Below are 20,155 nucleotides of genomic sequence, written 5' to 3'. Positions count from 1 at the left end.
CGGCGCGCTACCCAATCGGTCCGGCGTCAGCCGACAACGGTCCGGCGGCGCTGAGCCAGCGCGGGGAGCGGACGCCATTAGATCTTGCAACGATGATAGTTGACCTCCATCCCTTCGATGCCCGGGAACTGGCGCGTAATGGTATCGTCGTCGACGGCCTTAAGGAAGAACTGCACATTCGATACCATGATTCCGGACGCGCAGCCGACGATGATGTTGATGGTCTGGCCGTCGTCTTTGCGCGATTTGATCTTGCAGTTCTCGAACTTGCTCCGGAGGCGATCGGGCTCGGCGATGAATCCGCCGCCATAGACGCCTGAGAAGTTCGTGAAGGTCAGCTGGTTCGCCCTGCCCTTGTGGGCGAACACCTTTCGGCATTGCTCGGCGCTCGTGGCCCAGGCGCCCGTGAGATCGAAAGCGTGCGCGTAACCCGGCAATCCGAAGATCATGCCCGTCACCACGATTGCGCGAAGCTTACAGTCCGGTTTCATATGCCGTCTCCCTGTTCGCGCCCTTCAGTGACCGCTTAACACCAGCGTCTTGATCGGCAGCAGCAGAGCTTGAATCCGAAGCAGCAAGGCGTGAACGAGTGCAGTCGCGTCGACGGCGTGCAGGGCAAAGCCTTTCAACGCGCCGGTTTTCGGATCGGCAATCACATCATGATTGCTGGTGTACGCATTGACGATGCAACTGCTGCCTGGTGTCACGTCATCAAGGCCGCCTTTGTAAAGCGGCTCCAGGAACACGAGGATCGAACCTGGCTTTTGCAGGCTCTGCGGGTCGATCAACAGCTCGCTGGCCCGAAACTGGCCGGCGGCGATGAAATCCTGCACGCTGGTGACGACCAGCGGAATGATCACCCAGGGTTTCGACATACAGGTGGCTTCCGCTACCATGCCGGGCTTCATCACCTGGGCCTCGATCTGCCCGAATCCCGCCTGCAAACTTTTGCGGCCCGCCTCGTCCGGTATCAGGATTCCGGCCGGCCGCATGATCTGGGCGACGAGGTCCCCGGGGCGAACCAGGAATTGCTCGACGCGGCCATCGACGCCGGCACGGACGAAAGTCTTGTCGAGGTCCACCTGCGCCTGCGCCCGCGCGGCATCGGCGCTCGCCCTCTCGGCCGGCAACAGCGTGGAGACGCGTAGCGTCGCCGATTCCCTGGCGGCGCTGGCAGCATCGACGCCGGACTGCCGCTGATCAACCAGCACCTGCAGCTTCTCGATGTCACGTTGCGGCACAATGCCGGGATTGCGGCGCTGCAACTCGCTCTTCACCTCCAGCTCGTCCTTGGCTTGCTGCAAGGAGGCTTTCGCCTCCCCGATCTGAGCGTCCGCCTTGACGACGTCGGCCTGCGACGCGATCAACGACGCATCGACCTCGGCGATCTTTCGCTTGGCGGTCTCGAGCGCGGCCTCCTGCTTCGAACTGTCGAGCCGGAACAGAACGTCACCCTTCTTCACCGGCGCGGTGAAGTCGACATTGACCTCGACGACACGGCCGGAGCCTTCGGGCAGGATCGGCACGGTCCTGAAGTAGATCGCTGCGGAGGTTGTCGAGGGATGAAAGTAGAAGATCATCGTGATCAGCGAGATCGTGAGCATCAGGCAGCCGGTGATTCCCCATCTCAGCTCGTACCAGACAGAGAAGAACGTGATCTCCTTGCCGAACCGCTTGCCTTGCCGATAGCGGCGGTAGAGGTAATCCGGCAGGATCGTCACCAGCGAGCAGATCATCAGCTCAAGCATGGTTGTGCACCTCTTGCTTCGCGGGCGTCCGGACGTCGGGACTGCCGCCAGCTACGGATTCGGCTTCCGGTTCGGGAGCGCCTGGCGTGGCGTCGGCTATGCGCTCGACGGAATCGGCGATGCTGCGCATCGGCGTGCCGAAATCCGGCAGGTCGATGAGTGCCAGCAACAGGCCGGCCACCCAGAAGATATGCATGTGGGTGAAAAGCGATATCAGGCCGAGGACGGCGACGATCTCAAACTGAAGTTTCTGGCTCTTGTGCGCCATGCGCTCCGGCAGGCTGTGCAGCTTCCAGTACAGAGTGCCAACCCAGAAGACTGTGGCTACGAGGAAAATGCCCATCACCACCATCAGGGTGTCCGACCCGTCGGCGCCAGGAATGAAAAACGGCAAATGATGGGGGGCCGCCGGATGCATCTGCTCGCTCAAGCCAAGTCTCCCGGTCGCAATAACACCGCAAGCGAATCTTGATCGACACTGCTGACGATCCTATCGCGCTTGCTTGATCTGGATCAAGGAAGCCGGTCGGCCCACCCCTACCGTTCCGGGGGCAAGGTGAAAGATCGGGCTTAGGAGTCCCCAGCCATGCGAGACAAGATCGATGATCTGATCCCCAAGGCACACGAGATCCAGAAGCAGGCAGCGCTCAAGGAAGCGGAGAAAGCCGAGGAGGACGCCAAGCGTGCGGCCGCTATCGAAGCCGAGAAGCGCGCGTTGATCGAGCGGCTGAGCAAGCCCTCCGGGCTCAGCGAGGACGAGAAGGTCAAACTGGCATCGACGGTGATTCAGCGGGCGGTGCGCAACGGGTTGAGCGAAGTGCAGGTCTATCGCTTCCCCAATACGCTGTGCACCGACAAGGGGCGAGCCATCAATCAGATGGAGGCCGGCTGGGAGAAGACGCTGACGGGTATCCCTAAGGAAATATACCAGCTTTGGGCTGACTACTTGCAGCCGCGCGGCTACCGCATCCGCTATCAGATCGTCGATTACCCCGGCGGCATGCCCGGCGACATCGGAATCGTCATTTCCTGGGGCGACTAGTTGAAACGATGGACGGATATCCATGGCGAACGCCAAGCCCGCTGGAAAGATGAAGCGCAAGGACTATGAGAAAGAGCTCCACAAGCTGCAGATCCAGCTCTGCCATCTCCAGGAATGGGTCAAAGCGAACAATCTCAGGGTCATCATCCTGTTCGAAGGACGCGATGCAGCCGGCAAGGGCGGAACGATCAAGGCCTTGACCGAGAAGGTCAGCCCGCGCGTGTTTCGCGTGGTCGCCCTGCCCGCGCCCTCGGATCGTGAGAAGTCCCAGCTCTTTATCCAGCGCTACATGCAGCAGTTTCCGGCGGCCGGCGAGATCGTGATCTTCGATCGCAGCTGGTATAATCGCGCAGGCGTCGAATATGTGATGGGGTTCTGCACGCCGGCGGAGCACAAGCGGTTTCTCTCGCTCTGCCCGCAGATGGAGCAATACATCATCGAGGGCGGCATCATCCTGATCAAGCTGTGGCTCGAGGTCGGGATGGATGAGCAGGAGCGCCGCTTCAGGGCCCGGATCGACGATCCGCTGCGGCAGTGGAAGCTGAGCCCGATGGACACGGAATCCTACCGCCGCTGGTATGATTATTCCCGCGCGCGCGACCTGATGTTCAAGGCGACGAGTTCGAAGCACGCGCCCTGGAACGTCATCCGTTCCGACGACAAGCGGCGGGCGCGGCTGAACTGCATCGCGTTCCTGCTGAAGACAATTCCTCACGGACGGGTCAGGCGCGACAAGGTCAAGCTCCCCAAGCGCTCCAACAAGGGTCGCTACAACGATCAGGCCGGACTGCGCGGAATGAAGTTCGTCGAGGAACGCTACTAGAGGTCCAGGCCGCGCCGGGCACGGCCTGGATCACTCCGGACCTATTTCAAGCGGATGGAAACCCCGCCCACGGCGGCCGAGACTTCGGCGCCGACCTTCGGCCCGCTGAGCTGCAGGATCACGCCATTGGCGTTCTGCAGTTGCACGCCTCCGGCGCCCGCGGCGATCGCCCCACCGGCGCCTGCAGCGCTGTAGGAGCCTTCGATCGAGGCAGGCCCTCTGAGATTGAGGGCGCGCCCGACCAGCTTGGTGGTCGAAGCGCCGATCGTGAAGCCGACGCTCATGCCCGACACCGTGAACGGATAGTGCTTGCCGCGCAGGGTCAATACGCCCTCGCCGCCTCCGACACCAACGATGAATCCACCCTTGGTGAAGATGACGGCGACCGAGCCGGTTTCAGCCAATGACGGCGTGCTGAAGCTGGCCAATCCAACCGCCAGTGTAGCAAGAACTCCGATCAAACTCACTTTCCTCATGGTGTCCCTCCGGAAACCGGTTGCGTTACGACTTGTTGCGCAAGACTCATCGCCGCAAGAATGCGATGACGCCTTGCGGGCTCTCCTTCGTCTATGATGCAGCCTTGAACTTCGGCGCGGCCGCTCGCGGCTTGCCCATCCTGGCCAGCGCCTCGGTCGTCACGAGCTTCAGGCCCTCGGCCGCGTCGTAGCCATGGATCTCCTTCACATCCAGCTTGCGCATGAAATCGATGGTCTCCTGCGTGATGACCTGGCCAGGGACCATGATCGGGAAGCCCGGCGGATAGGGAATCACGAAGTTGGCGGAGACGAGATCGGGCCCGTTCTTCAGGCGCCTGTCGATCTCGGGATCGTTCAGGCGAATATATTCGCATCCCGCGGCATCATAAGCCGAATAGAACCCGCCGCGGATGTCGCCCTCATTCGTCTTCGTGCCGGCATCGCCGCGATAGGCGTCGTGGAAATGCGAGAAGTTCGGCAGGTCGGGTACATCCTTCATCAGGCTGTTGACCCGCATGTCGAAGTCGACCCTGGCGTTCGCGCCGCCCTTGGCCAGGCCGCGATCGATTTCACCGGAGATTTCGGCCAGCACCCGGACGAGATGCGCGACGTCGCTCCGCGTATTGTTGATGTTGGACTGGATCAGGACCGAGTTGCGCGAGGTCTTGTTGACCTGGATGTTGTAACGGCTGGCGAGCAGCCCCTTGAACGACGTTCCGTCGTACCCCGCCGTGCCGCAGACCAGCGTCATGCGGGTCGGATCGAGGCAGAACTCGTCGTCGTTCAGGCTCTTCAGGGCGCTCGCCCAGTTGGTCCCGGCCGCCAGATAGTCGGTGAATCCGCTCTGGCGGTATTGTTTCGGCACCATGGCATCCGCGCCGAGAACGCGGAAATATCTCGAAATCAACGGATTGGTGTTGACCGCGTTGCGGATGGCGAACGCGATCTCCATGGCATTCGCCACCAGTCCATACCCCTCGAGCTCCATCTGCCGGCGCGAGACGTCGAGGCTGGCGATCAACTGCTGGTTCGGGCTGGTCGAGGCGTGCGTGAATACGGCCTCCTTGAACTGCGCTTCGACGGTGTGGAATTCGATGTCCTTGACCGCCAGCATCGAGCCCTGGCGGATCGCCGACATCGACTTGTGGGTCGAGTTGGTCTGATAGACGCGCAGCCGGATCTGGCGCGGATCGGGGATCAGCCTGGTCTTGAGCAGAACCTCGTCGGACGGATCCTTGCCGAGTTCGGCCTGCTGTTTCTCATAGGCGGCGACCGACTTGGGATCGCGCATCCAGGCTTCGATCTCGTTCGCCGCGCCCATCGCGGTTCGCCGCCTCAGGAATGGCGAAAACCGCGCGAAGCCGAACCAGGCCTCGTCCCAGAGGAAAATCAGGTCAGGCTTGATCGCGAGGCATTCCTCCATCACCCGCCGCGTGTTGTAGATGTGGCCGTCGAAGGTGCAATTGGTCAGGTCGATCATCTTGACCCGGTCGAGCCGGCCATCGGCCTTCGCGTTCAGCAGCGCCTGCTTGATCGTCTGCAACGGCACCGCGCCGTACATCGAGTATTCCGTCATCGGGAATGCCTCGACGTAGAGCGGCTGCGCGCCGGCCAGCACCATGCCGTAATGGTGCGATTTGTGGCAATTGCGGTCCACGATTGCGATGTCGCCGGGACCCAGCAGCGCCTGCACGGCCATCTTGTTGGATGTCGAGGTGCCGTTGGTCACGAAGTAGACGCGATCGGCGCCGAGCGCGCGCGCGGCCTTCTCCTGCGCCTTCTTGATGTTGCCGGTCGGCTCCAGCATGCTGTCGAGGCCGCCGGTGGTCGCGCTGCTCTCGGCAAGGAACAGGTTCAGCCCGTAGAATTCCCCCATGTCGCGGATCCAGTCTGACTTGAACACGGACTTGCCGCGCGCGATCGGCAGCGCGTGGAAGGTGCCGATCGGCCGCTGCGCATATCTCTTCAGATTGTCGAAGAACGGCGTGTCGAAGCGATCCTGCACGCCCTCCAGAATTGAAAGGTGCAATTCGAGGATATCCTCGACCGAATAGAACACCCGGCGCACCACATCGGCTTCGGGATTGCCGGCCAACTCCTCGACGTCGCGATTGGACATGAGGTAGAGGTCAAGCTCGGGACGGATCCGCTTCAGGACGTGAGCCAACCGCAGCGCGGACGCATCGGACTCGTCGTTCAGCCCCATGGCGCCGGTCATGGCGCGAAGCACGGGCGCATCGTGGCGCGAGCGCAGCCCGAAGCCTTCATTGATCACCACCGCCGCAATGTTGGGGTTCAGCATTGCCGCACAGAAGGCGTCCTCGAGGTTGCCCACCACCACGGGCTCATAGATGAAGGCGTCGACCGGACGCCGCAGCTTGCGCCATTCCGCCAGGAGCCCGGGCCAGTTGTTGGCCGGCACCCCGGTCACGATCAGGGTCTCGAAGTAAGGACGGCGCGCCGCCGATTGCCCCAGGGTTGGCGGAAGTAGATCGGGAACATCGCCATTGCCATCGTCCTGCGTGCTCCAGTCACCTGCATGCTGGCGGAAGGATTTTGTCTGAAGTGCCTGCGCGATCCGCGTCGCAAGCATATGCGAGGTGGCGGCGTCGCCCGCCGCCGCGGCTTCCTTCAGCGCCGCCATCAAACGAAGGCCCGGGTAGCCGTGGAACTCCTCCGTCACCGCAAGCGCCGACAGCGCCGCGTCATATGCCGCACGGTTGCCGCCCCTGCTCCATACCTTCGCCGCCTCAACCAGATCGCGCCAATTGTCGGCTCGTCCGCCGGGCCCGGAGAAGAACTGGTCGATGCGCTGCTGTGCCGGCTTCGCGTCGTTGGCCATGAGAGTCTCCCGATCTCGTGATCTCAGCGCTGGTTCTGTCCGATCGTACAAACTGGGCCCATTGCACCCTTTGATCCAAGTCAAGCTGCAAGCTGGATTGAGACAGCCCCCAAGCGCGTGTGATCACGACGTCTTGCGGCGCAACAAGGATGGAATGTCGCAGCAGTCCGCACGGCCGCGCACGCTAGGTGCTTGCCTGTGGCTTCCTGTTGCTCAATACGCTGTCGAGCGTACGCATCCAGTCGCCGCTATCGGTCTTGTCGGCAAGACCATCCGCCTGAAGCAGATCCCGCAACTGCGCGTGCGCGCCCACGATGCAGAATGTGATCTGGCGAGCTGCGAGCTCCTGGTGAAGGTCGTGCAGCATGCGCGAGCCCGCAAGGTCGATGAACGGCGAGGCCGACAGGTCACAGGCCACCAGCTTGACGTCGGGCGACACCCGAAGCGCCGCCAGCACCGTTTCGAAGATCGTCTCGGCATTGACATAAAGGAGCGAGGTCTCCGGGCGGAACGCGATGATCCCGGTCAAGGGCTCGACGTCATCGTGTCGCGCCCGGTCGGAATAGCGCCCACTGCCGGCTTGACGGCCCAGAAACGCGATATTGGGCTGGGACGCCCGCAACAACAGCAGGAAGATCGAGGCGACGGCCGCCAGCAGCACGCCCTGCAATATCCCGAGGAACAGCACGGACACCAGCGCGATGATTGCGGCATAGAAATCGATCCGGCTGATCCGCCACATTCTGGCCAGCGCCGAAATATCGACCAGTTTGTAGACGGCCGAGAAAACGATCGCGGCGAGCACGGTCTTCGGCAGATTGGTCAGCAGGCGGGTGAAGAACAGCAGGCAGAGTGCGAGGGTTGCCGAACAGAACACCAGCGCCAGCGGCGTGCGTGCGCCGGCGGCGTCATTCACGGCCGACTGCGACAACCCGCCGGCGACGGGATAGCCATGCCCGAGGGCTGCGGCGAGATTGGCCGCGCCGAGTCCCAGAAACTCTTGCCTGACATCCAGCGGGTAGCCGTGCTTTGCCGCAAAGCTTCGTGCGGCAGACACTCCTTCCACATAGGCCAGCACCAGGCATCCGGCAGCGATCGGAAAAAGGTCGTCAAATTCGAGCAGACCAAATGTCGGTAGCGAAAGGGTCGGCAAGCCGGTTGGGATCGCTCCGGTCACCGGCAAGCCCAGTTCTGCGAGCCCGAATGCGCTGGCCGCGAGGATCGACAGCGCGACCACCGCCAGCCCAACGGGCTTTCCGGGCAGTCTCTTCTCGCCGAGCAGGAGCAGCACCGTCGCAGCCGCACCAATGCCGAGCACCAGCGGCCTGGTATCGCCGAGCTGGCCGGCAAGCCTGATCACGCGGTCGAAGAAGTTGTGGCCGCCTCCAGCGACGCCGAACAGGCTGGGCAGCTGGCTCATGATGATGGTGAGGCCCGCTCCGGCCTTGAAGCCCACCAAGATACTATCGCTGATCAACCGCACCAGCAGGCTGAGCTTGAACAGCCAGGCAATCAGGCAGAGCACTGCGACGCTGAAGGCCACGAGACTGGCAATCTGCCCATAACGCGTGGCATCGCCGCCGGCCAATATGCCGACGGCGCCGGCGATCATCAGCGAGATCGCCGAGGTGGGTCCGACCGCGAGCTGCCGGGACGAGCCCAGCAGGGCGTATCCCACGCCGCCGAGCAGATATCCATAGACGCCGATCTGCGGCGGCAGACCCGCGAGCCCCGCATAGGCCAGCGACACCGGGATCGCGTAGGCAGCCAGCGTGATCCCGGCGATTGCGTCCGCCCCAAGCCAGGATGCGCGGTAGTCGGCGAGCCAGTTCGCCGGCGGAAGCCAGCGCATCCAACTCGTCTCTGCCTGGATCGACATCAAGCCCGCCGTATGACGCCACAATGGTCGCATGTGGTTGCGCCGGCGGGTCCGATGCGCGTTGATTCAGATCAAGCCTTGCAGCCCTCAATGTGCTTCAGATCTTGCGCGGCTCGATCGTCGTGGCCTGCACATTTGCCAGATGACTGCCGGAGCGCATGGCATGCGTCAGCACCGCTTACGGACCCTCGCAACCGCAGCGCTGCTGTTGCTTGGCCTGACCGCTCCAGCACGCGCCGATGACCAACAGTCACCCCAGCGCATCCAGGAAGAGATCTGGGTGTTGCCGACGCCGCTACCAATGTTCGCTTATCTGGTCCGTCCGCTCGGCGACGGTCCTTTCCCGCTGGTCATCATGAACCATGGCGTGTCGTTGAACGCCAGGGATCGTAGCTTTTTCCCGCTGGTCGAATTCCGCGATGCCGCAATGTGGTTCGCGCGGCGCGGCTACCTCGTGGTGGCACCGGTCGGGACCGGTTATGGCGCGGCAGCCATCGATATTCCCGAACGCGGTCTTTATGGCCCGTTCTTCTCCAAGATCGGGAAATGCACCAATCCCAATTTCCTCGATGCGGGCCTCGCCGTCGCGCAGGTCGATCTCTGGATCATTGATTACATGGCCGCCGAAAAGCGCACCTTGCCGAAGGACGTCATCGTCGTCGGACAGTCGGCCGGCGGCTGGGCTGCGATCGCGCTATCGAGCCTCAACCCGCCGCAGGTCAAGGCCATCATCACCTTCGCGGCGGGCCGCGGCGGCCGTGTCGATGGCAAACCCAACAACAATTGCGGCCCCGACAGACTGGTCGAGGCCACCGGCATGTTTGGCCATACATCGCGGGTGCCGATGCTGTGGTTCTACATCGAGAACGACACATTCTTCGGCCCGGCCCTGTCAAAGCGAATGCACGAGGCCTTCTCGCGCGCCGGCGGGCGAGCCGAATACCATCTTTTGCCGCCGTTCGGCGACGAAGGGCATTTCCTGATCGGCTCTCCCGATTCCATTCCCACATGGTCGCCTTTGGTCGAACGATTTCTAGTCAAGGTTCGCTAGGCGGCCGTTCCCGCTGGAGGAGCATCCATGGTCCGATATGGTGCCTTGGTGAAGTTGGTGCTGTTTGCGGCCGGTATCAGTGCTGCCCACGGTCAGCAGACGCCTTCACCACCGGCTGCGGCGAAGGACGGTGGCGAGGTGGCCCCGCGGGGGACACGCGCGCCGGTGCGAGATATCAAGTATGGCGAGTGGCGAAAGCTCTGCTTCAATGCTGCCGGCGCCAAGACATTATGCCGGACGACGATCACCGGCACCTTCCCAACCGGGCAGACGGCCGTTCGCGTCGATCTGATCGAGCGAGAGGACGGCAGCGACCGCGTCCAGCTGTTCTTGCCGGTCGGGATGTATCTGCAGGCTGGCGTCAAGCTATCGGTCGACCAGAAGGCCGTTCATCGGCTTCCCTACACCTGGTGCGCGACCAACATGTGCATCGCGGCCGATGTTGCCGATCCCAAGCTTCTCGAGGACATGGATGGCGGAAAGACGCTCTCGATCGAGGTCGTCGACACCAGCATTCTGACGATGACGACATCGGTCCCGCTCGACCGCTTTGCGACCGTGCGCAAGGGCGCGCCTGCGCTGACGCTCGATCAAGTCATCGATGAATGATTGAGACGAGCAGCCGCTAGACCACGCCAGCCAACAGCCGTTCGATCGGTTGGATCAGCGAATTGGCGGTGAATGGCTTGGTCAGATAGGCCGCGCATCCCGATGCCATTGCAGCCATGCGTGTCGCCGGGTTGTCATTGCCGGTGATGTAGATGACGGGGATTTCGATGCCCTGATCCGCCAGGCGGTGCCGCAGTTCGATCCCGGACCCATCGCTGAGATTGATGTCCAATATCAGACAAACCGCGCTGTCGAAGCTGCCATGTCTCAGCAACGCGCTTCCGGTCTCGAATAGCCTGGATGCAAATCCACACTGCCGTAGAAGCCGTCCGATTCCACGGAGCATCGAGGGATTATCATCCACGACGAAAACGAGTTTCGCGGTCGTCAAATCCTGAAGCCTCTACCTATCGCTGAATGACCTTCGCCCGCGCATGGATAAAGGCCACGTCAAGCGGCTACCGGCGCGCAATATTCTCGCGGCCGATATCGGAGATACGCCGCGTCACAGAGCTTTCATATTGTACCATGGGACAGGAGGGGCAGAGCTGCCCGGCAGATCAAGCCTTGACTTCGCCACCGGACGCGCGCGTGCCGAGCTGCTCCGCGATCGAAACCAGCTCGGCAAGTGACTGCACCTGCATCTTCTCCATGACCTGGTGACGATGCGCCTTGATCGTGCGTTCGGTCGTGCCAAGCTCATGGGCAATCTGCTTGTTGATCCGACCGCACACAATCAGATCGAACACCTGCCGCTCGCGTGGGGTCAACTTCGCCAGCAGCGCACGCAGTGAGTCGAGCCTGGTTCGCTGGCCACGGGCCAGTTCGTGCCGCGCAACGGCGCGATTGATCGCCTCGATCAGCTGTTCCGACGCGATCGGCTTGGTCAAAAAATCTTCGGCACCTGCCTTGATCGCCTGGACGGTCGTCGCTGTGTCGGCATATCCGGTCAGGAAAACGATCGGGAGTGTCGACCCCAGCTCGTTGAGGCGACGCTGCAGCTCCGGACCGCTCATTCCGGGAATGCGTACGTCCAGCAGGATACAGCCGGTCTCCTCATCGTCGGGCAATTGATCGAGCAATTCCCGGGCCGATGCATACGTAGCCACCCGATAGCCTGCAAGTTTGAGCCGGCGCTCGAGCGCTGTACGAAACGAGGCATCGTCGTCGACTATGTGCACGTAAGCGTGCATTATTGCTCCACCGCCTGCCGATCGCCGCTACTCATTGAATGACCATCAGCCATGGCTGAAAATACTGCGTTGGTCGTAAATCGAACCTTGCACCTCGGCAAGCAAGACCCAAATGCGCTACGCCGCCAGTGGCAGTGAGAGGTGGAATACCGCGCCTCCTCCGGACTGGTTCTCGGCCCAGAGCTGACCGCTATGCGCCAGAACGATCGTCCGCGCGATGGACAGGCCGATGCCCATGCCCTGCTCCTTTGTGGTGAAGAACGGATCGAAGATGTCGTTCAGCCTGTCCTGGGGAATTCCCGGACCGGAATCGCTGATGGAGATCACCGCCGACGCGTCCCCATTGACCTCCGTACGGCCGATGATGGTGCGCCCGTAGGGCATTTTGGCCATCGCGTCCATGCTGTTGACCACGAGGTTAAGAATGACCTGCTGCAACTGGACGGGGTCGCCTTTCACCCGCAGGGTCTGCGGTGAGGTCTGCAGGTAGATTGCGACGTTGCGCGCCGAGGCCTGCAGCTTGAGGAAATCGAATGCTTCCCGCATGGTCTGGTTGAGGTCGATCTCCTTCTTCTCAAATGGCGCACGCTTCAGCAGGCTGCGCATCCTGCGGATCACCTCGCTTGCCCGCAGATCATCGCGCTTGATGTCCGAAATGATTTCCCGCACCTCCCGAAGGTCGGGCGTCGGCGAACTGAGGATCAGTTCCGCGCTCTCGGCATTGGTCAGGATCGAGCCCAGCGGCTGGTTGAGCTCATGAGCAATCGAGGACGAGAGTTCTCCGGCAGTCGCCTGCCGATTGATATGGGCGAGCTGAGACAGGCGATTGCGGGCTTCGACTTCGGCACTCCGCCGCATGTGACGCTCATGTAGCAGAAACGCAATCAGAGTTGTTTGAACCAATAGTGCCGTGGCCAGGGCGACGGCCCGCCAACGATATTTTTGCAGGAAGGTCGGTTCGCGGAAGCGGATCTCGCTGCCTGGTGGCAGGTTGGCTTCGCTGACGTTCCAGCGATGCATCTGCCGCCAGTTGAAAATGGGCTTCACGGTATCGACAGCCGACGGCGGCACGCTTTCCGGCATCTCGCCATCCAGAATCCGCAGCGCCCTCCGCGCTGCGTCGGCGCCGATCGCGGACGGGACGATCACGAAACCGCCGATCCCGCCCGCATCGAGGAAAGTCTCCGCTGCGACGACGATGGGGCGATTGGCTCTTGCGGCGACAAAAGCGAGGGCATCCGAGGGCGGATAGTAGTTGCCCTTCCCGTCGCTATAGAGGCCGGTGTAGATGATCGCGCTATGGTCGGGAAGCGCCGCGACCTGCTCGACGATATCAGGCATCGGACGTCCGATGATCTCGATAATGTCGAGGCCCGGAATGCCCGCCGCGGCCTGGTCCTTCCAATTGCGAAACAGAACCTGCCGCTCCCAGTCCGCACCGACGAGCACGACAGTCTTGAGCTCCGGCACGACGGCGCGAGCAGCCGTGACGGCATCCTTGAGCTTCGACGTAACGACGCCGCCGGTGACATTGGCAGGCGGCCGCAATCGCTTGAAATCGGCCTCTTCGACCAGCGCAAACACGATCGGCGTATCGGGCCATAGCTGCGGACTCCAGCGGAGCGCAAGTTCAAGCGCAGCCGCTCCAATGGTGACCACCACGCCGATCGGCCGATCGCGATATTTTGCCTCGAGGAATCGCCGGAAATCCTCTTGATAGGCTTCGCCACCGAAACGATTGAGATCGAGGCTCTCCGTGTAGACGGTGGTCGGCGCGTGACCGTGGGCGCTCACCGCATCCCTTAAGCCAACGAACACCTGGTAGTAAAAGGGACCACGCCGATCAGACTGGTCCAGCACCAGCATGGAATGCGGGCGCATCTCTTGCGCCCGGAGCACAGCCGGCGCCAACAGCGCAGCCAGCAGGATGACCAGTCCAGAGAGCCGAATTGCCTTGCCCATAGCGTTCGGAGCCGGAGACCAACGGGTTCAAAAAATAGCACCCGGTTATCGCCGTGAAAATTGAAAAGTAATCTAAGATGGTGCGCATCAATTACGAACAAATTGCCACATTTGGCGTACCCTGTCCTTTAGGACAATGACCTCAAGACCAATAGAGACTGGCCGGGCCCTGTCGTAGTCATTGCGCGCGGACAAGCATTTCGAGCCGCCGCGGACGCTGCAACAGTCGTTACCCAAGAGAGTTAGTCCATGTTCGCTCGCGTCAATGTCAGACCGGCCAATGTACCGACCATCCTCGGTGGGCTGACCGCCCGGCACGCCAACTGCACCACCAGCGAATTCCACTACAGGAAGGGCACCGAGATCTACGGGGAGAAGGAGCCGGCGGAGTACGTCTACCAGGTCGTTTCGGGGGCGGTCCGCAGCTACAAGCTGCTCTCCGACGGACGCCGCCAGATCGGCGCCTTTCACCTTGTCGGGGACATCTTCGGCCTCGAGAATGCCGAAACCCACCGCTTCACCGCCGAAGCCATCGTCGACACGAACGTGCACCTGATCAGGCGGATGAGCCTCGAACGCGTCGCCGATTCCGATTTTGCCCTGGCTCGCAACCTGCTGGTCATGACCACCAGTAACCTGCGGCATGCCGAGGAGCACATGCTGCTGCTCGGCCGCAAGACCGCATTGGAGCGGGTTGCCGCGTTTCTGCTCGAAATGGATCGCCGGCTGACCGGAGTCGGCGTCGTCGCCTTGCCGATGTGCCGGCGCGACATTGCCGACTATCTCGGGCTGACGCTCGAAACCGTGTCACGTGCGCTGTCCAAGCTGCACGCCTACGGCGCGCTCAACTTCCTTGGCTCGAACCAGCGCGAAATCATGCTGGTTGACCGCGACCAGCTGTCCAGGCTGGACAACTGACCGCGAGGTCAGGGGGATTTCGTGAGCGCCTCCTGGCGCTCGATGGTCTTTTGCAACACTTCGAACAGGACCGCGGTCGACCACCCGAACATGAGAATGCCGTTCATGGCCGCGATCGGTCCGATCAACAGCCACTGCTTGACCGGGATAACATCGCCATAGCCGAGCGTGGTGTAGTTCACGAAGGCGAAATAGAGCAGATTGCTGCCGGCGGGCGCGGCGCCGAGCACCCAATAGGCCAAGCTCCACACCACGATCTCGAGCGTGTGAGCCAGCATCAGCGCAAGCGCGGTGGCGACCATCACGCCGCTGAGCTGTAGCCCCGCCCGGCCTGCCGCGCTCAAGGCAACGTTGCGAAGCAACCCGATGGCCGCGACTGTCCAGAGCGAATGGATCGCGATGTTGATCGCGCTCACCGCCGATCCCACGAGGAGCTGAAACAGCATCATCGCTCTCCCGCCAGCCGGGCGCGGTCGTCCCGGATCCATGCCGTGATCAATTCCCAGGCGACCGCGAGAATGATTGGACCGATGAACAGGCCCACGATGCCGTGGGCAAGCGTGCCGCCGATCACGCCGACGAAGATGACGAGCGCCGGCGTGGTCAGGCCCCGCCCCATCACCAGCGGTTTCAGCACATTGTCGAGGACGCCGACGACCAGGAAGAAGAACGTGAGGGCGAGCGCCGTCGGGAAGTCCTTGGCCGACCACAGCCAGATGATAACCGGAAACAGCACGATTGCCGCCCCGATCTGCACGATCGCGAGCAGCATCACGACAAACGCCAGCAGCCCTGCGCTCGGGATCCCCGCCAGCTTGAAGCCAATGCCGGCCAGCAGCGATTGCAGGACGGCGACACCGATGACGCCGCGGGAGACCGCCCGGATGGTCGCACCTGCAAGATCGAGGAAGTGCTCGCTCTGCTCCGGCACGATGCGGGACAGGAAGCTCCGGCACGCCGCTGCAAGCTGCGAGCCATACGGAAACAGAAATCCTGCCACGACGACCGCCAGCAGAAACTTCACCATCCCGATCCCGGCATTACTGGCAAACGCAAACAGGGTCCCGGCCAACGGCTTCAGATGCGGCACGACCTCGCGCAGCACGGCGCGCAAATTGGTCGACGCCCGATCCCAGATCTCATGGAGTGGGCCGCCGATCAGCGGCCAATCCTTGACCTCCGGCGGCGGCGACGGCACGACAACGTTGCCGGCGCCCAGTTGTTCGGCGAGCTCCTTCATCCCCTCTACAGCTCCGATTCCGAGCCAGGTCGCCGGCCCGATGACGACTCCCAGAGAGATCAAGGTCAGCACGAGCGCCGCGATGCCGGCATGGCCGCCGAGCATTGCTGCGAGCCAGGTGAAGACGGGATAGAGCGCGACCGCGAGCACCACGCTCCAGGCCAGGATCGGCACGAACGGGCTGACCAGGACGAACGACCAGTAGATCAGCAGCGCCAGCAATCCGAGGCGAATTGCGAGCTGGATGAACTCGTCTCCGGTCACGAGCTGGCGCAGGGTTTTCAAGAGCGTGCTTTCGATTGAGCATCAGCGGCTACGCGGGAAGCGGTGCCATCGCCTTGCCGCGCACGGCTTGATTCAGATCAAGCGTGATGCGTCCGGACTTTCGCCGAAGAAGCGGCCCCGGTTCGGGGGCAGGAATCGGGCCGCTCCAACTTCGCCGGGATGCGTTCGCGGTCGGGATCACGAGCGCGAGCGCGCCCCGTAAGGCGGCGGCCTGCCTATCCGCGGCAATTGTCCCAAGGCGAAGGATCAATCGTCCGCACCGCCCCCTCGCCACTTTGATTCAAATCAAGCTTCGGCCGGCCGCGGCTGACAGGCTCGACATGCTCATGGACCGGAAAGGCGCTCTCGATTGGCTGCCTTTCGATCACGACTGCCTGTGTCACCCCGATGTGGAGGACGTCATGAAGAACACCAAGACCCTGCCGGCCTTGATCCTGCTTGCGAGCATGGTCGGCATTGGCGCTGGCCAGGCGGCGCCGCTGCCGACCAACGTCGCGGCCATGAAGGGCATGGTCGAGAACAATACCGCCCTTCAGGTGCGCTGGGGCGGCGGCTGGGGCTATCGCGGTTGGCGAGGCTACGGCGGCTGGGGAGGCTATCGTGGATGGGGCTATCGAGGCTGGGGCGCCGCGGCCGCCGGCGCGATCGTTGGCGGAGCCATCGCGAGCTCGGCCTACTATGGCGGGTATCCCTACTATGGCGGTGGATACGGCTATGGCGGCGGCTATGGCTACGACAATTGCCCGCCGAGCGGCGGCTATGGCTACTACGCTCGGCCACGCTACTATTACGGATGGTAGTGCGGCCCTACGCGACAGGCCGGCCTTCGGTGACGTCACCGCAGGCCGAGCAGCGAACGCCGATAGCCGCTCTCGCGCGCTTCATTCCTGCACACGAAGCCGCCATCGAAGCCCCTGGCATAGCGGCTTTGCCCTTTGAGGTAGTAGCGTCCGCGCCGAAAATCGAGCCAGACCACGCTATCGCCGGGGCAATGCCGCTGAGCCTGGGCTTCATAGCGGTACGGCGTGAGCGGCAGCGCAGCCGTCTGTTGCGCGCAGCAAAACAGGAAGATCGCGGCGCAGGCCCCGACGCCCAACCTGGCCGCCTGACGGTCTCTGCGTCCATCCGACTTTTCAGCCAATTTGAAGTGCATTCATTGCCGCTGGGAATGATCCGTGTCGCGCTGAAGACGATAGCTCAATTGTCAGAGCTTCGCTGGCGAAGCACCTCAGAACGACGAATTCGGCACCACGCATGGCCAACATGAGGCGCGCTCAGGACGACAGCAATCCAAAGGCGATCGCCGCGGTCGACAGCATCCCGGCCGTCACGACCACGACCCTGAAGGCAATATCGCCGTCGGCCAATTCAAGCCAGCGATGCAGCCAATTGCGAACGCCAGCCGGCTGGCTTGCGCCACGCACTCGTCGAAATCTGTCGCTGGCGTACCCCATGACTGCCATTGTAGATCGCGGTGGAATGGAGAGACCAGTGCAGCTTGTGCCAAGCAGTCAGGATCGCGTGCGACGGCTTGACTGACCCAATTGGGCCATACGAGCCGGTTCGGCCGAAGGCCCGCTCAACCAGCGCCCTAGCTTCCCTTCGAGCCGGTGGCGTTCCGCGTCGGACGTGCCTGCTCCGACGCGCTCTTCGAGGGCGCCGCGCCGCACATGGAGCTACTCCTTGACTCCGCGGTCGCCGTGCGCGCGGTGCGGTCAAACGGATTCCGCTCCATGACCTTCAGCGAAGCGAGCTCCTCCTTGTTCAAAAAGGAGATCTTTCCCGGCGGAGTCATCACCATCTTGCCGATGGCCGCCGGAGCAATACGGAGCTTGGCCGACAACCTCGCAAGCTTGATCGTGTCACGAATCGTTCGACTGTCCTCGTTGCCGTGTAGATTGGAAACCGAGTGGACACCTATCTTGGCATTTGGCGCCACATAACGCTTCCTGCTCGCCAGGAAAATAAAAGCGCATGCCGAGTCGCATTCTCCGGAAACGTAAGTCGCGATTTGCCTCTGGTGCGCGAGCATGGCGATTCGGAAGCCTTCGTAGAGAGATCCACCTCGGGAATCGAGATCGAGGCCAACGATCCGGCGCTCAGTCGTCAGATATCCGCGAAAGCGGACAAAGTCCCCATCCCTGACATCTCCACTGAGCTTCAAGACATCTCCAAAGCACCCCGGGACACGGGAAAACTCCATCGCGAGACAACTCGTCGACGTCAGCACGACCGCGATGCTCAAAACGCATCCTGCAATCCGCATCGAGCGAATTGCAGGCGCTCGAGAATGAAGCTGCCCCGTTGCGACATCGCTTCGGGGTGGCCGCACCCCGTGCGCGGCGCTCCGGCTCGTTGCGCGGGCGTCGATAAATGTCGCGCGGAGGACCCTCAAAGCGTGCTTCCTGGTTGCCACGACGCCCCCCATCTGACCCGGGACCTCACACGATTGAGAGAGCATCGAAGCGCATCCTGGGTTGATCTGAATCAAACCCAATCCAGCAAGCGCGCAGGCGGGAGACTTCTAGAGAGGGACGCTGGCCCTCATGCGCACGCTCTGTGCCGAGAGCAAACATCATCTACGGACTTTAAGATCGGCCAGTCCAACCCAGCATCCGGGTCACGGAGAATTTTACCATAAGCCATTCATTTCATTTATCTATTTTCGTAACCCGATCCTTGCGGGGATTGGAGCGACGTAGGAATCTACGCGAACTGCTGGTTGCCAAGGCAACCTAACGCGGGATGCGGATGTCTCGATGGTGCAGCGTCCCGAAAGCCGCCACTTGCGCCCCACGGCTCGGGCGATGGCGGCTCACGCGCACGGGACAGCGCGCTGTTCGCGACGCGCCATCTTGTGTAGACTTTCACGGCATCCCGATCAGTTTGGGAGAACGACAATGAAAGTCTTCTTGCTCGCCTGCGTCGTCGCCATCGTCATGGCGGCGATCGGGGCGTTGGCGCTAAACCGCGTGCAAGAGCCGGTCGCACAGGCCTTTGCGACGACGGGCGTACGGCTGTAGCGCGTCCGCGTCGAACGGCCGCGCGCCCCGCCTACTCCGCCGCGGTGACGGAGGGCTGGGGTCGGGCGTCGCGCGCATTCTCCTCCTCAAGCCAGAGGCTGTGGTGCTCCCTGGCCCAATTGACATCGACGGTGCCGCTTCCCATCGCCTCGAACGCGCCTTCCATGCCGATCGTGCCGATATAGATGTGCGCCAGCATCACTGCCGTGAAGAGCACCGCGACGATGGAGTGGACGATCTGCGCGAGCTGCATCCCTTCGATGCCCGACAGGTAGAACGGGAACATCAGCGCATATCCCGTCGCTGCCACCAGACCTCCGCCGATGACCACGATCCAGTAGACCGCCTTCTGGCCGGCGTTGAAACGATAGGCCGGCGGGTGATCGTGCCCGACGATGCCGCCGCCGCGCTTGATCCACTCGACATCCGCCCTGTTCGGGATATTGCCGGCGATCCACATCAGGAAGATCAGCACGACGCCAATGGTGAACGGGAAGCTGAGATAGTTGTGAACATACTTTGCCCATTGCGACCATTCGGAAAACGCCTCGTGGCCGATCAGCGGCAGAAGCAATGGACGTCCAAAAGTGACGTTCAATCCCGAGATCGCCAGAATGATGAAGCAAGTCGCCGTCATCCAGTGCACGAAGCGCTCGAACGCACTAAAGCGCACGATGGTCCGGCCCGAACGCCCGCTCTGCAACCGCACCATCCCGCGGCTGAGATAGAAGATGACCAGCGCCGCGAGCATGCCAACAATCGCGATGCCGCCGATCCAGCGCAGCGTCACGTTCCGGAACTCGCGCCATTCGCGGCCCGCCGGCTGTTCGAGAACCCCCGAGCGCTGATCGGGAATGCTGACGCGTCCCTGCACCCGGTTCAGTTCCTGCAGCAGCTGCTGCTCCTTGACCGCGCTCGCGGTCGGGTTGACCTGCTGGGCCATGGACGGGGAAGCCGCGGAGACGAGCAGCAGGAGCCCGGCCACGCCAATGACGAGCCGAACAAATCGTGCAAAACACGCCATAAGGTCCTCCCGATATCGACGCGACCCGCGCCCGGTCGTC

The 20,155-nt window shown here is 62.4% G+C and carries 22 protein-coding genes; 7 read left to right on the top strand and 15 right to left on the bottom strand.

Translation table 11 applies throughout. The features are described from left to right. Positions 1-77 precede the first annotated feature (77 nt). The 3 genes from ACVWYP_RS21160 to ACVWYP_RS21150 are packed head-to-tail and all read right to left on the bottom strand — an operon-like array spanning position 78 to position 2,178. Positions 78-491, bottom strand: coding sequence for a hypothetical protein (locus ACVWYP_RS21160; protein ID WP_304499677.1), 414 nt, complete (start codon positions 489-491; stop codon positions 78-80). A 24-nt stretch (positions 492-515) separates the two neighbouring features. Next, entirely contained in the window at positions 516-1,748 is a 1,233-nt protein-coding gene (locus tag ACVWYP_RS21155) for an HlyD family secretion protein (RefSeq protein ID WP_304499676.1), read from the bottom strand. Further along, positions 1,741-2,178 (bottom strand): hypothetical protein, encoded by a 438-nt coding sequence (locus ACVWYP_RS21150; RefSeq protein WP_304499675.1) that lies wholly within the window; start codon positions 2,176-2,178, stop codon positions 1,741-1,743. The genes ACVWYP_RS21155 and ACVWYP_RS21150 overlap by 8 nt, the downstream gene beginning before the upstream one ends. 156 nt (positions 2,179-2,334) lie before the next feature. Between ACVWYP_RS21150 and ACVWYP_RS21145 the strand changes: the two genes are divergently transcribed. Both ACVWYP_RS21145 and ppk2 read left to right on the top strand, forming a co-directional pair. After that, entirely contained in the window at positions 2,335-2,790 is a 456-nt protein-coding gene (locus ACVWYP_RS21145; RefSeq protein ID WP_304499674.1) for a hypothetical protein, read from the top strand. Positions 2,791-2,812: 22 nt separating this feature from the next. Beyond that, positions 2,813-3,613 (top strand): polyphosphate kinase 2, encoded by an 801-nt coding sequence (gene ppk2 / locus ACVWYP_RS21140; RefSeq protein WP_304499673.1) that lies wholly within the window; start codon positions 2,813-2,815, stop codon positions 3,611-3,613. A gap of 41 nt (positions 3,614-3,654) precedes the next feature. Here ppk2 and ACVWYP_RS21135 read toward each other — a convergent pair whose 3' ends face one another. From ACVWYP_RS21135 to ACVWYP_RS21125, 3 genes are all read right to left on the bottom strand, one after another. Further along, a complete protein-coding gene (locus tag ACVWYP_RS21135) occupies positions 3,655-4,089 on the bottom strand; it encodes a hypothetical protein (protein ID WP_304499672.1) in 435 nt (144 codons plus the stop codon). Positions 4,090-4,180: 91 nt separating this feature from the next. Further along, positions 4,181-6,931, bottom strand: a complete 2,751-nt coding sequence (locus ACVWYP_RS21130) for a decarboxylase (RefSeq protein ID WP_304499671.1) — start codon at positions 6,929-6,931, stop codon at positions 4,181-4,183. A 184-nt stretch (positions 6,932-7,115) separates the two neighbouring features. Continuing rightward, positions 7,116-8,810, bottom strand: a complete 1,695-nt coding sequence (locus tag ACVWYP_RS21125) for a SulP family inorganic anion transporter (RefSeq protein WP_304499670.1) — start codon at positions 8,808-8,810, stop codon at positions 7,116-7,118. Positions 8,811-8,973: 163 nt separating this feature from the next. Here ACVWYP_RS21125 and ACVWYP_RS21120 point away from each other — a divergent pair, with 163 nt between their 5' ends. Both ACVWYP_RS21120 and ACVWYP_RS21115 read left to right on the top strand, forming a co-directional pair. Further along, on the top strand, positions 8,974-9,861 hold the full coding sequence (locus ACVWYP_RS21120; protein ID WP_304499669.1) for an alpha/beta hydrolase family protein: 888 nt from the start codon (positions 8,974-8,976) through the stop codon (positions 9,859-9,861). A 27-nt stretch (positions 9,862-9,888) separates the two neighbouring features. Next, positions 9,889-10,470: an invasion associated locus B family protein gene (locus ACVWYP_RS21115; protein WP_304499668.1), complete on the top strand. Its 582-nt coding sequence runs from the start codon at positions 9,889-9,891 to the stop codon at positions 10,468-10,470. Between the two features lie 16 nt (positions 10,471-10,486). Here ACVWYP_RS21115 and ACVWYP_RS21110 read toward each other — a convergent pair whose 3' ends face one another. The 3 genes from ACVWYP_RS21110 to ACVWYP_RS21100 form a co-directional block, all read right to left on the bottom strand. Further along, the gene (locus tag ACVWYP_RS21110; RefSeq protein ID WP_453946220.1) at positions 10,487-10,834 is read right to left on the bottom strand and encodes a response regulator transcription factor; all 348 of its coding nucleotides are present in this window, start codon (positions 10,832-10,834) and stop codon (positions 10,487-10,489) included. Between the two features lie 196 nt (positions 10,835-11,030). Next, positions 11,031-11,663, bottom strand: coding sequence for a response regulator transcription factor (locus ACVWYP_RS21105; RefSeq protein WP_080687042.1), 633 nt, complete (start codon positions 11,661-11,663; stop codon positions 11,031-11,033). Between the two features lie 117 nt (positions 11,664-11,780). After that, positions 11,781-13,529 (bottom strand): sensor histidine kinase, encoded by a 1,749-nt coding sequence (locus tag ACVWYP_RS21100; RefSeq protein ID WP_304499666.1) that lies wholly within the window; start codon positions 13,527-13,529, stop codon positions 11,781-11,783. A 345-nt stretch (positions 13,530-13,874) separates the two neighbouring features. Here ACVWYP_RS21100 and ACVWYP_RS21095 point away from each other — a divergent pair, with 345 nt between their 5' ends. After that, entirely contained in the window at positions 13,875-14,543 is a 669-nt protein-coding gene (locus ACVWYP_RS21095; RefSeq protein ID WP_304499665.1) for a helix-turn-helix domain-containing protein, read from the top strand. An 8-nt stretch (positions 14,544-14,551) separates the two neighbouring features. Here the strand turns inward: ACVWYP_RS21095 and ACVWYP_RS21090 are convergent, their stop codons facing one another. After that, positions 14,552-14,989 (bottom strand): potassium channel family protein, encoded by a 438-nt coding sequence (locus ACVWYP_RS21090; RefSeq protein ID WP_304500263.1) that lies wholly within the window; start codon positions 14,987-14,989, stop codon positions 14,552-14,554. Then, the gene (locus ACVWYP_RS21085) at positions 14,989-16,068 is read right to left on the bottom strand and encodes an AI-2E family transporter (protein ID WP_304499664.1); all 1,080 of its coding nucleotides are present in this window, start codon (positions 16,066-16,068) and stop codon (positions 14,989-14,991) included. Before ACVWYP_RS21085 ends, ACVWYP_RS21090 begins: the two co-directional genes overlap by 1 nt. A gap of 401 nt (positions 16,069-16,469) precedes the next feature. Here ACVWYP_RS21085 and ACVWYP_RS21080 point away from each other — a divergent pair, with 401 nt between their 5' ends. After that, entirely contained in the window at positions 16,470-16,868 is a 399-nt protein-coding gene (locus ACVWYP_RS21080; protein WP_304499663.1) for a hypothetical protein, read from the top strand. A gap of 35 nt (positions 16,869-16,903) precedes the next feature. On the opposite strand, the gene ACVWYP_RS21075 is transcribed toward ACVWYP_RS21080, so the two are convergent. The 3 genes from ACVWYP_RS21075 to ACVWYP_RS21065 form a co-directional block, all read right to left on the bottom strand. Beyond that, positions 16,904-17,221, bottom strand: coding sequence for a hypothetical protein (locus ACVWYP_RS21075; protein WP_304499662.1), 318 nt, complete (start codon positions 17,219-17,221; stop codon positions 16,904-16,906). 121 nt (positions 17,222-17,342) lie between these two features. Further along, complete coding sequence (locus tag ACVWYP_RS21070) at positions 17,343-17,492, bottom strand: hypothetical protein (RefSeq protein ID WP_304499661.1); 150 nt, start codon at positions 17,490-17,492, stop codon at positions 17,343-17,345. A gap of 167 nt (positions 17,493-17,659) precedes the next feature. Beyond that, positions 17,660-18,232 (bottom strand): ATP-dependent Clp protease proteolytic subunit, encoded by a 573-nt coding sequence (locus tag ACVWYP_RS21065; RefSeq protein WP_304499660.1) that lies wholly within the window; start codon positions 18,230-18,232, stop codon positions 17,660-17,662. 736 nt (positions 18,233-18,968) lie between these two features. Here ACVWYP_RS21065 and ACVWYP_RS21060 point away from each other — a divergent pair. Next, positions 18,969-19,091, top strand: coding sequence for a hypothetical protein (locus ACVWYP_RS21060; RefSeq protein WP_304499659.1), 123 nt, complete (start codon positions 18,969-18,971; stop codon positions 19,089-19,091). 31 nt (positions 19,092-19,122) lie between these two features. Here ACVWYP_RS21060 and ACVWYP_RS21055 read toward each other — a convergent pair whose 3' ends face one another. Further along, positions 19,123-20,115 carry a formate dehydrogenase subunit gamma gene (locus ACVWYP_RS21055; RefSeq protein WP_304500262.1) on the bottom strand — a complete coding sequence of 331 codons (993 nt, stop codon included), beginning with the start codon at positions 20,113-20,115 and terminating at the stop codon, positions 19,123-19,125. Positions 20,116-20,155: the final 40 nt, after the last annotated feature.

The sequence above is a fragment of the Bradyrhizobium sp. USDA 3262 genome, from assembly GCF_054060035.1.
This window is presented reverse-complemented; position numbering and strand designations above follow the sequence as displayed.

Coding starts and splice junctions, on each gene's coding strand:
- ACVWYP_RS21115 (WP_304499668.1), top strand. CDS start 9,889: ATGGTCCGATATGGTGCCTTGGTGAAGTTGGTGCTGTTTGCGGCCGGT.
- ACVWYP_RS21125 (WP_304499670.1), bottom strand. CDS start 8,810: ATGTCGATCCAGGCAGAGACGAGTTGGATGCGCTGGCTTCCGCCGGCG.
- ACVWYP_RS21120 (WP_304499669.1), top strand. CDS start 8,974: ATGCGTCAGCACCGCTTACGGACCCTCGCAACCGCAGCGCTGCTGTTG.
- ACVWYP_RS21160 (WP_304499677.1), bottom strand. CDS start 491: ATGAAACCGGACTGTAAGCTTCGCGCAATCGTGGTGACGGGCATGATC.
- ACVWYP_RS21130 (WP_304499671.1), bottom strand. CDS start 6,931: ATGGCCAACGACGCGAAGCCGGCACAGCAGCGCATCGACCAGTTCTTC.
- ACVWYP_RS21135 (WP_304499672.1), bottom strand. CDS start 4,089: ATGAGGAAAGTGAGTTTGATCGGAGTTCTTGCTACACTGGCGGTTGGA.
- ACVWYP_RS21100 (WP_304499666.1), bottom strand. CDS start 13,529: ATGCTGGTGCTGGACCAGTCTGATCGGCGTGGTCCCTTTTACTACCAG.
- ACVWYP_RS21055 (WP_304500262.1), bottom strand. CDS start 20,115: ATGGCGTGTTTTGCACGATTTGTTCGGCTCGTCATTGGCGTGGCCGGG.
- ACVWYP_RS21090 (WP_304500263.1), bottom strand. CDS start 14,989: ATGCTGTTTCAGCTCCTCGTGGGATCGGCGGTGAGCGCGATCAACATC.
- ACVWYP_RS21060 (WP_304499659.1), top strand. CDS start 18,969: ATGAAAGTCTTCTTGCTCGCCTGCGTCGTCGCCATCGTCATGGCGGCG.
- ACVWYP_RS21075 (WP_304499662.1), bottom strand. CDS start 17,221: ATGCACTTCAAATTGGCTGAAAAGTCGGATGGACGCAGAGACCGTCAG.
- ACVWYP_RS21080 (WP_304499663.1), top strand. CDS start 16,470: ATGAAGAACACCAAGACCCTGCCGGCCTTGATCCTGCTTGCGAGCATG.
- ACVWYP_RS21145 (WP_304499674.1), top strand. CDS start 2,335: ATGCGAGACAAGATCGATGATCTGATCCCCAAGGCACACGAGATCCAG.
- ACVWYP_RS21095 (WP_304499665.1), top strand. CDS start 13,875: ATGTTCGCTCGCGTCAATGTCAGACCGGCCAATGTACCGACCATCCTC.
- ACVWYP_RS21105 (WP_080687042.1), bottom strand. CDS start 11,663: ATGCACGCTTACGTGCACATAGTCGACGACGATGCCTCGTTTCGTACA.
- ppk2 (WP_304499673.1), top strand. CDS start 2,813: ATGGCGAACGCCAAGCCCGCTGGAAAGATGAAGCGCAAGGACTATGAG.
- ACVWYP_RS21155 (WP_304499676.1), bottom strand. CDS start 1,748: ATGCTTGAGCTGATGATCTGCTCGCTGGTGACGATCCTGCCGGATTAC.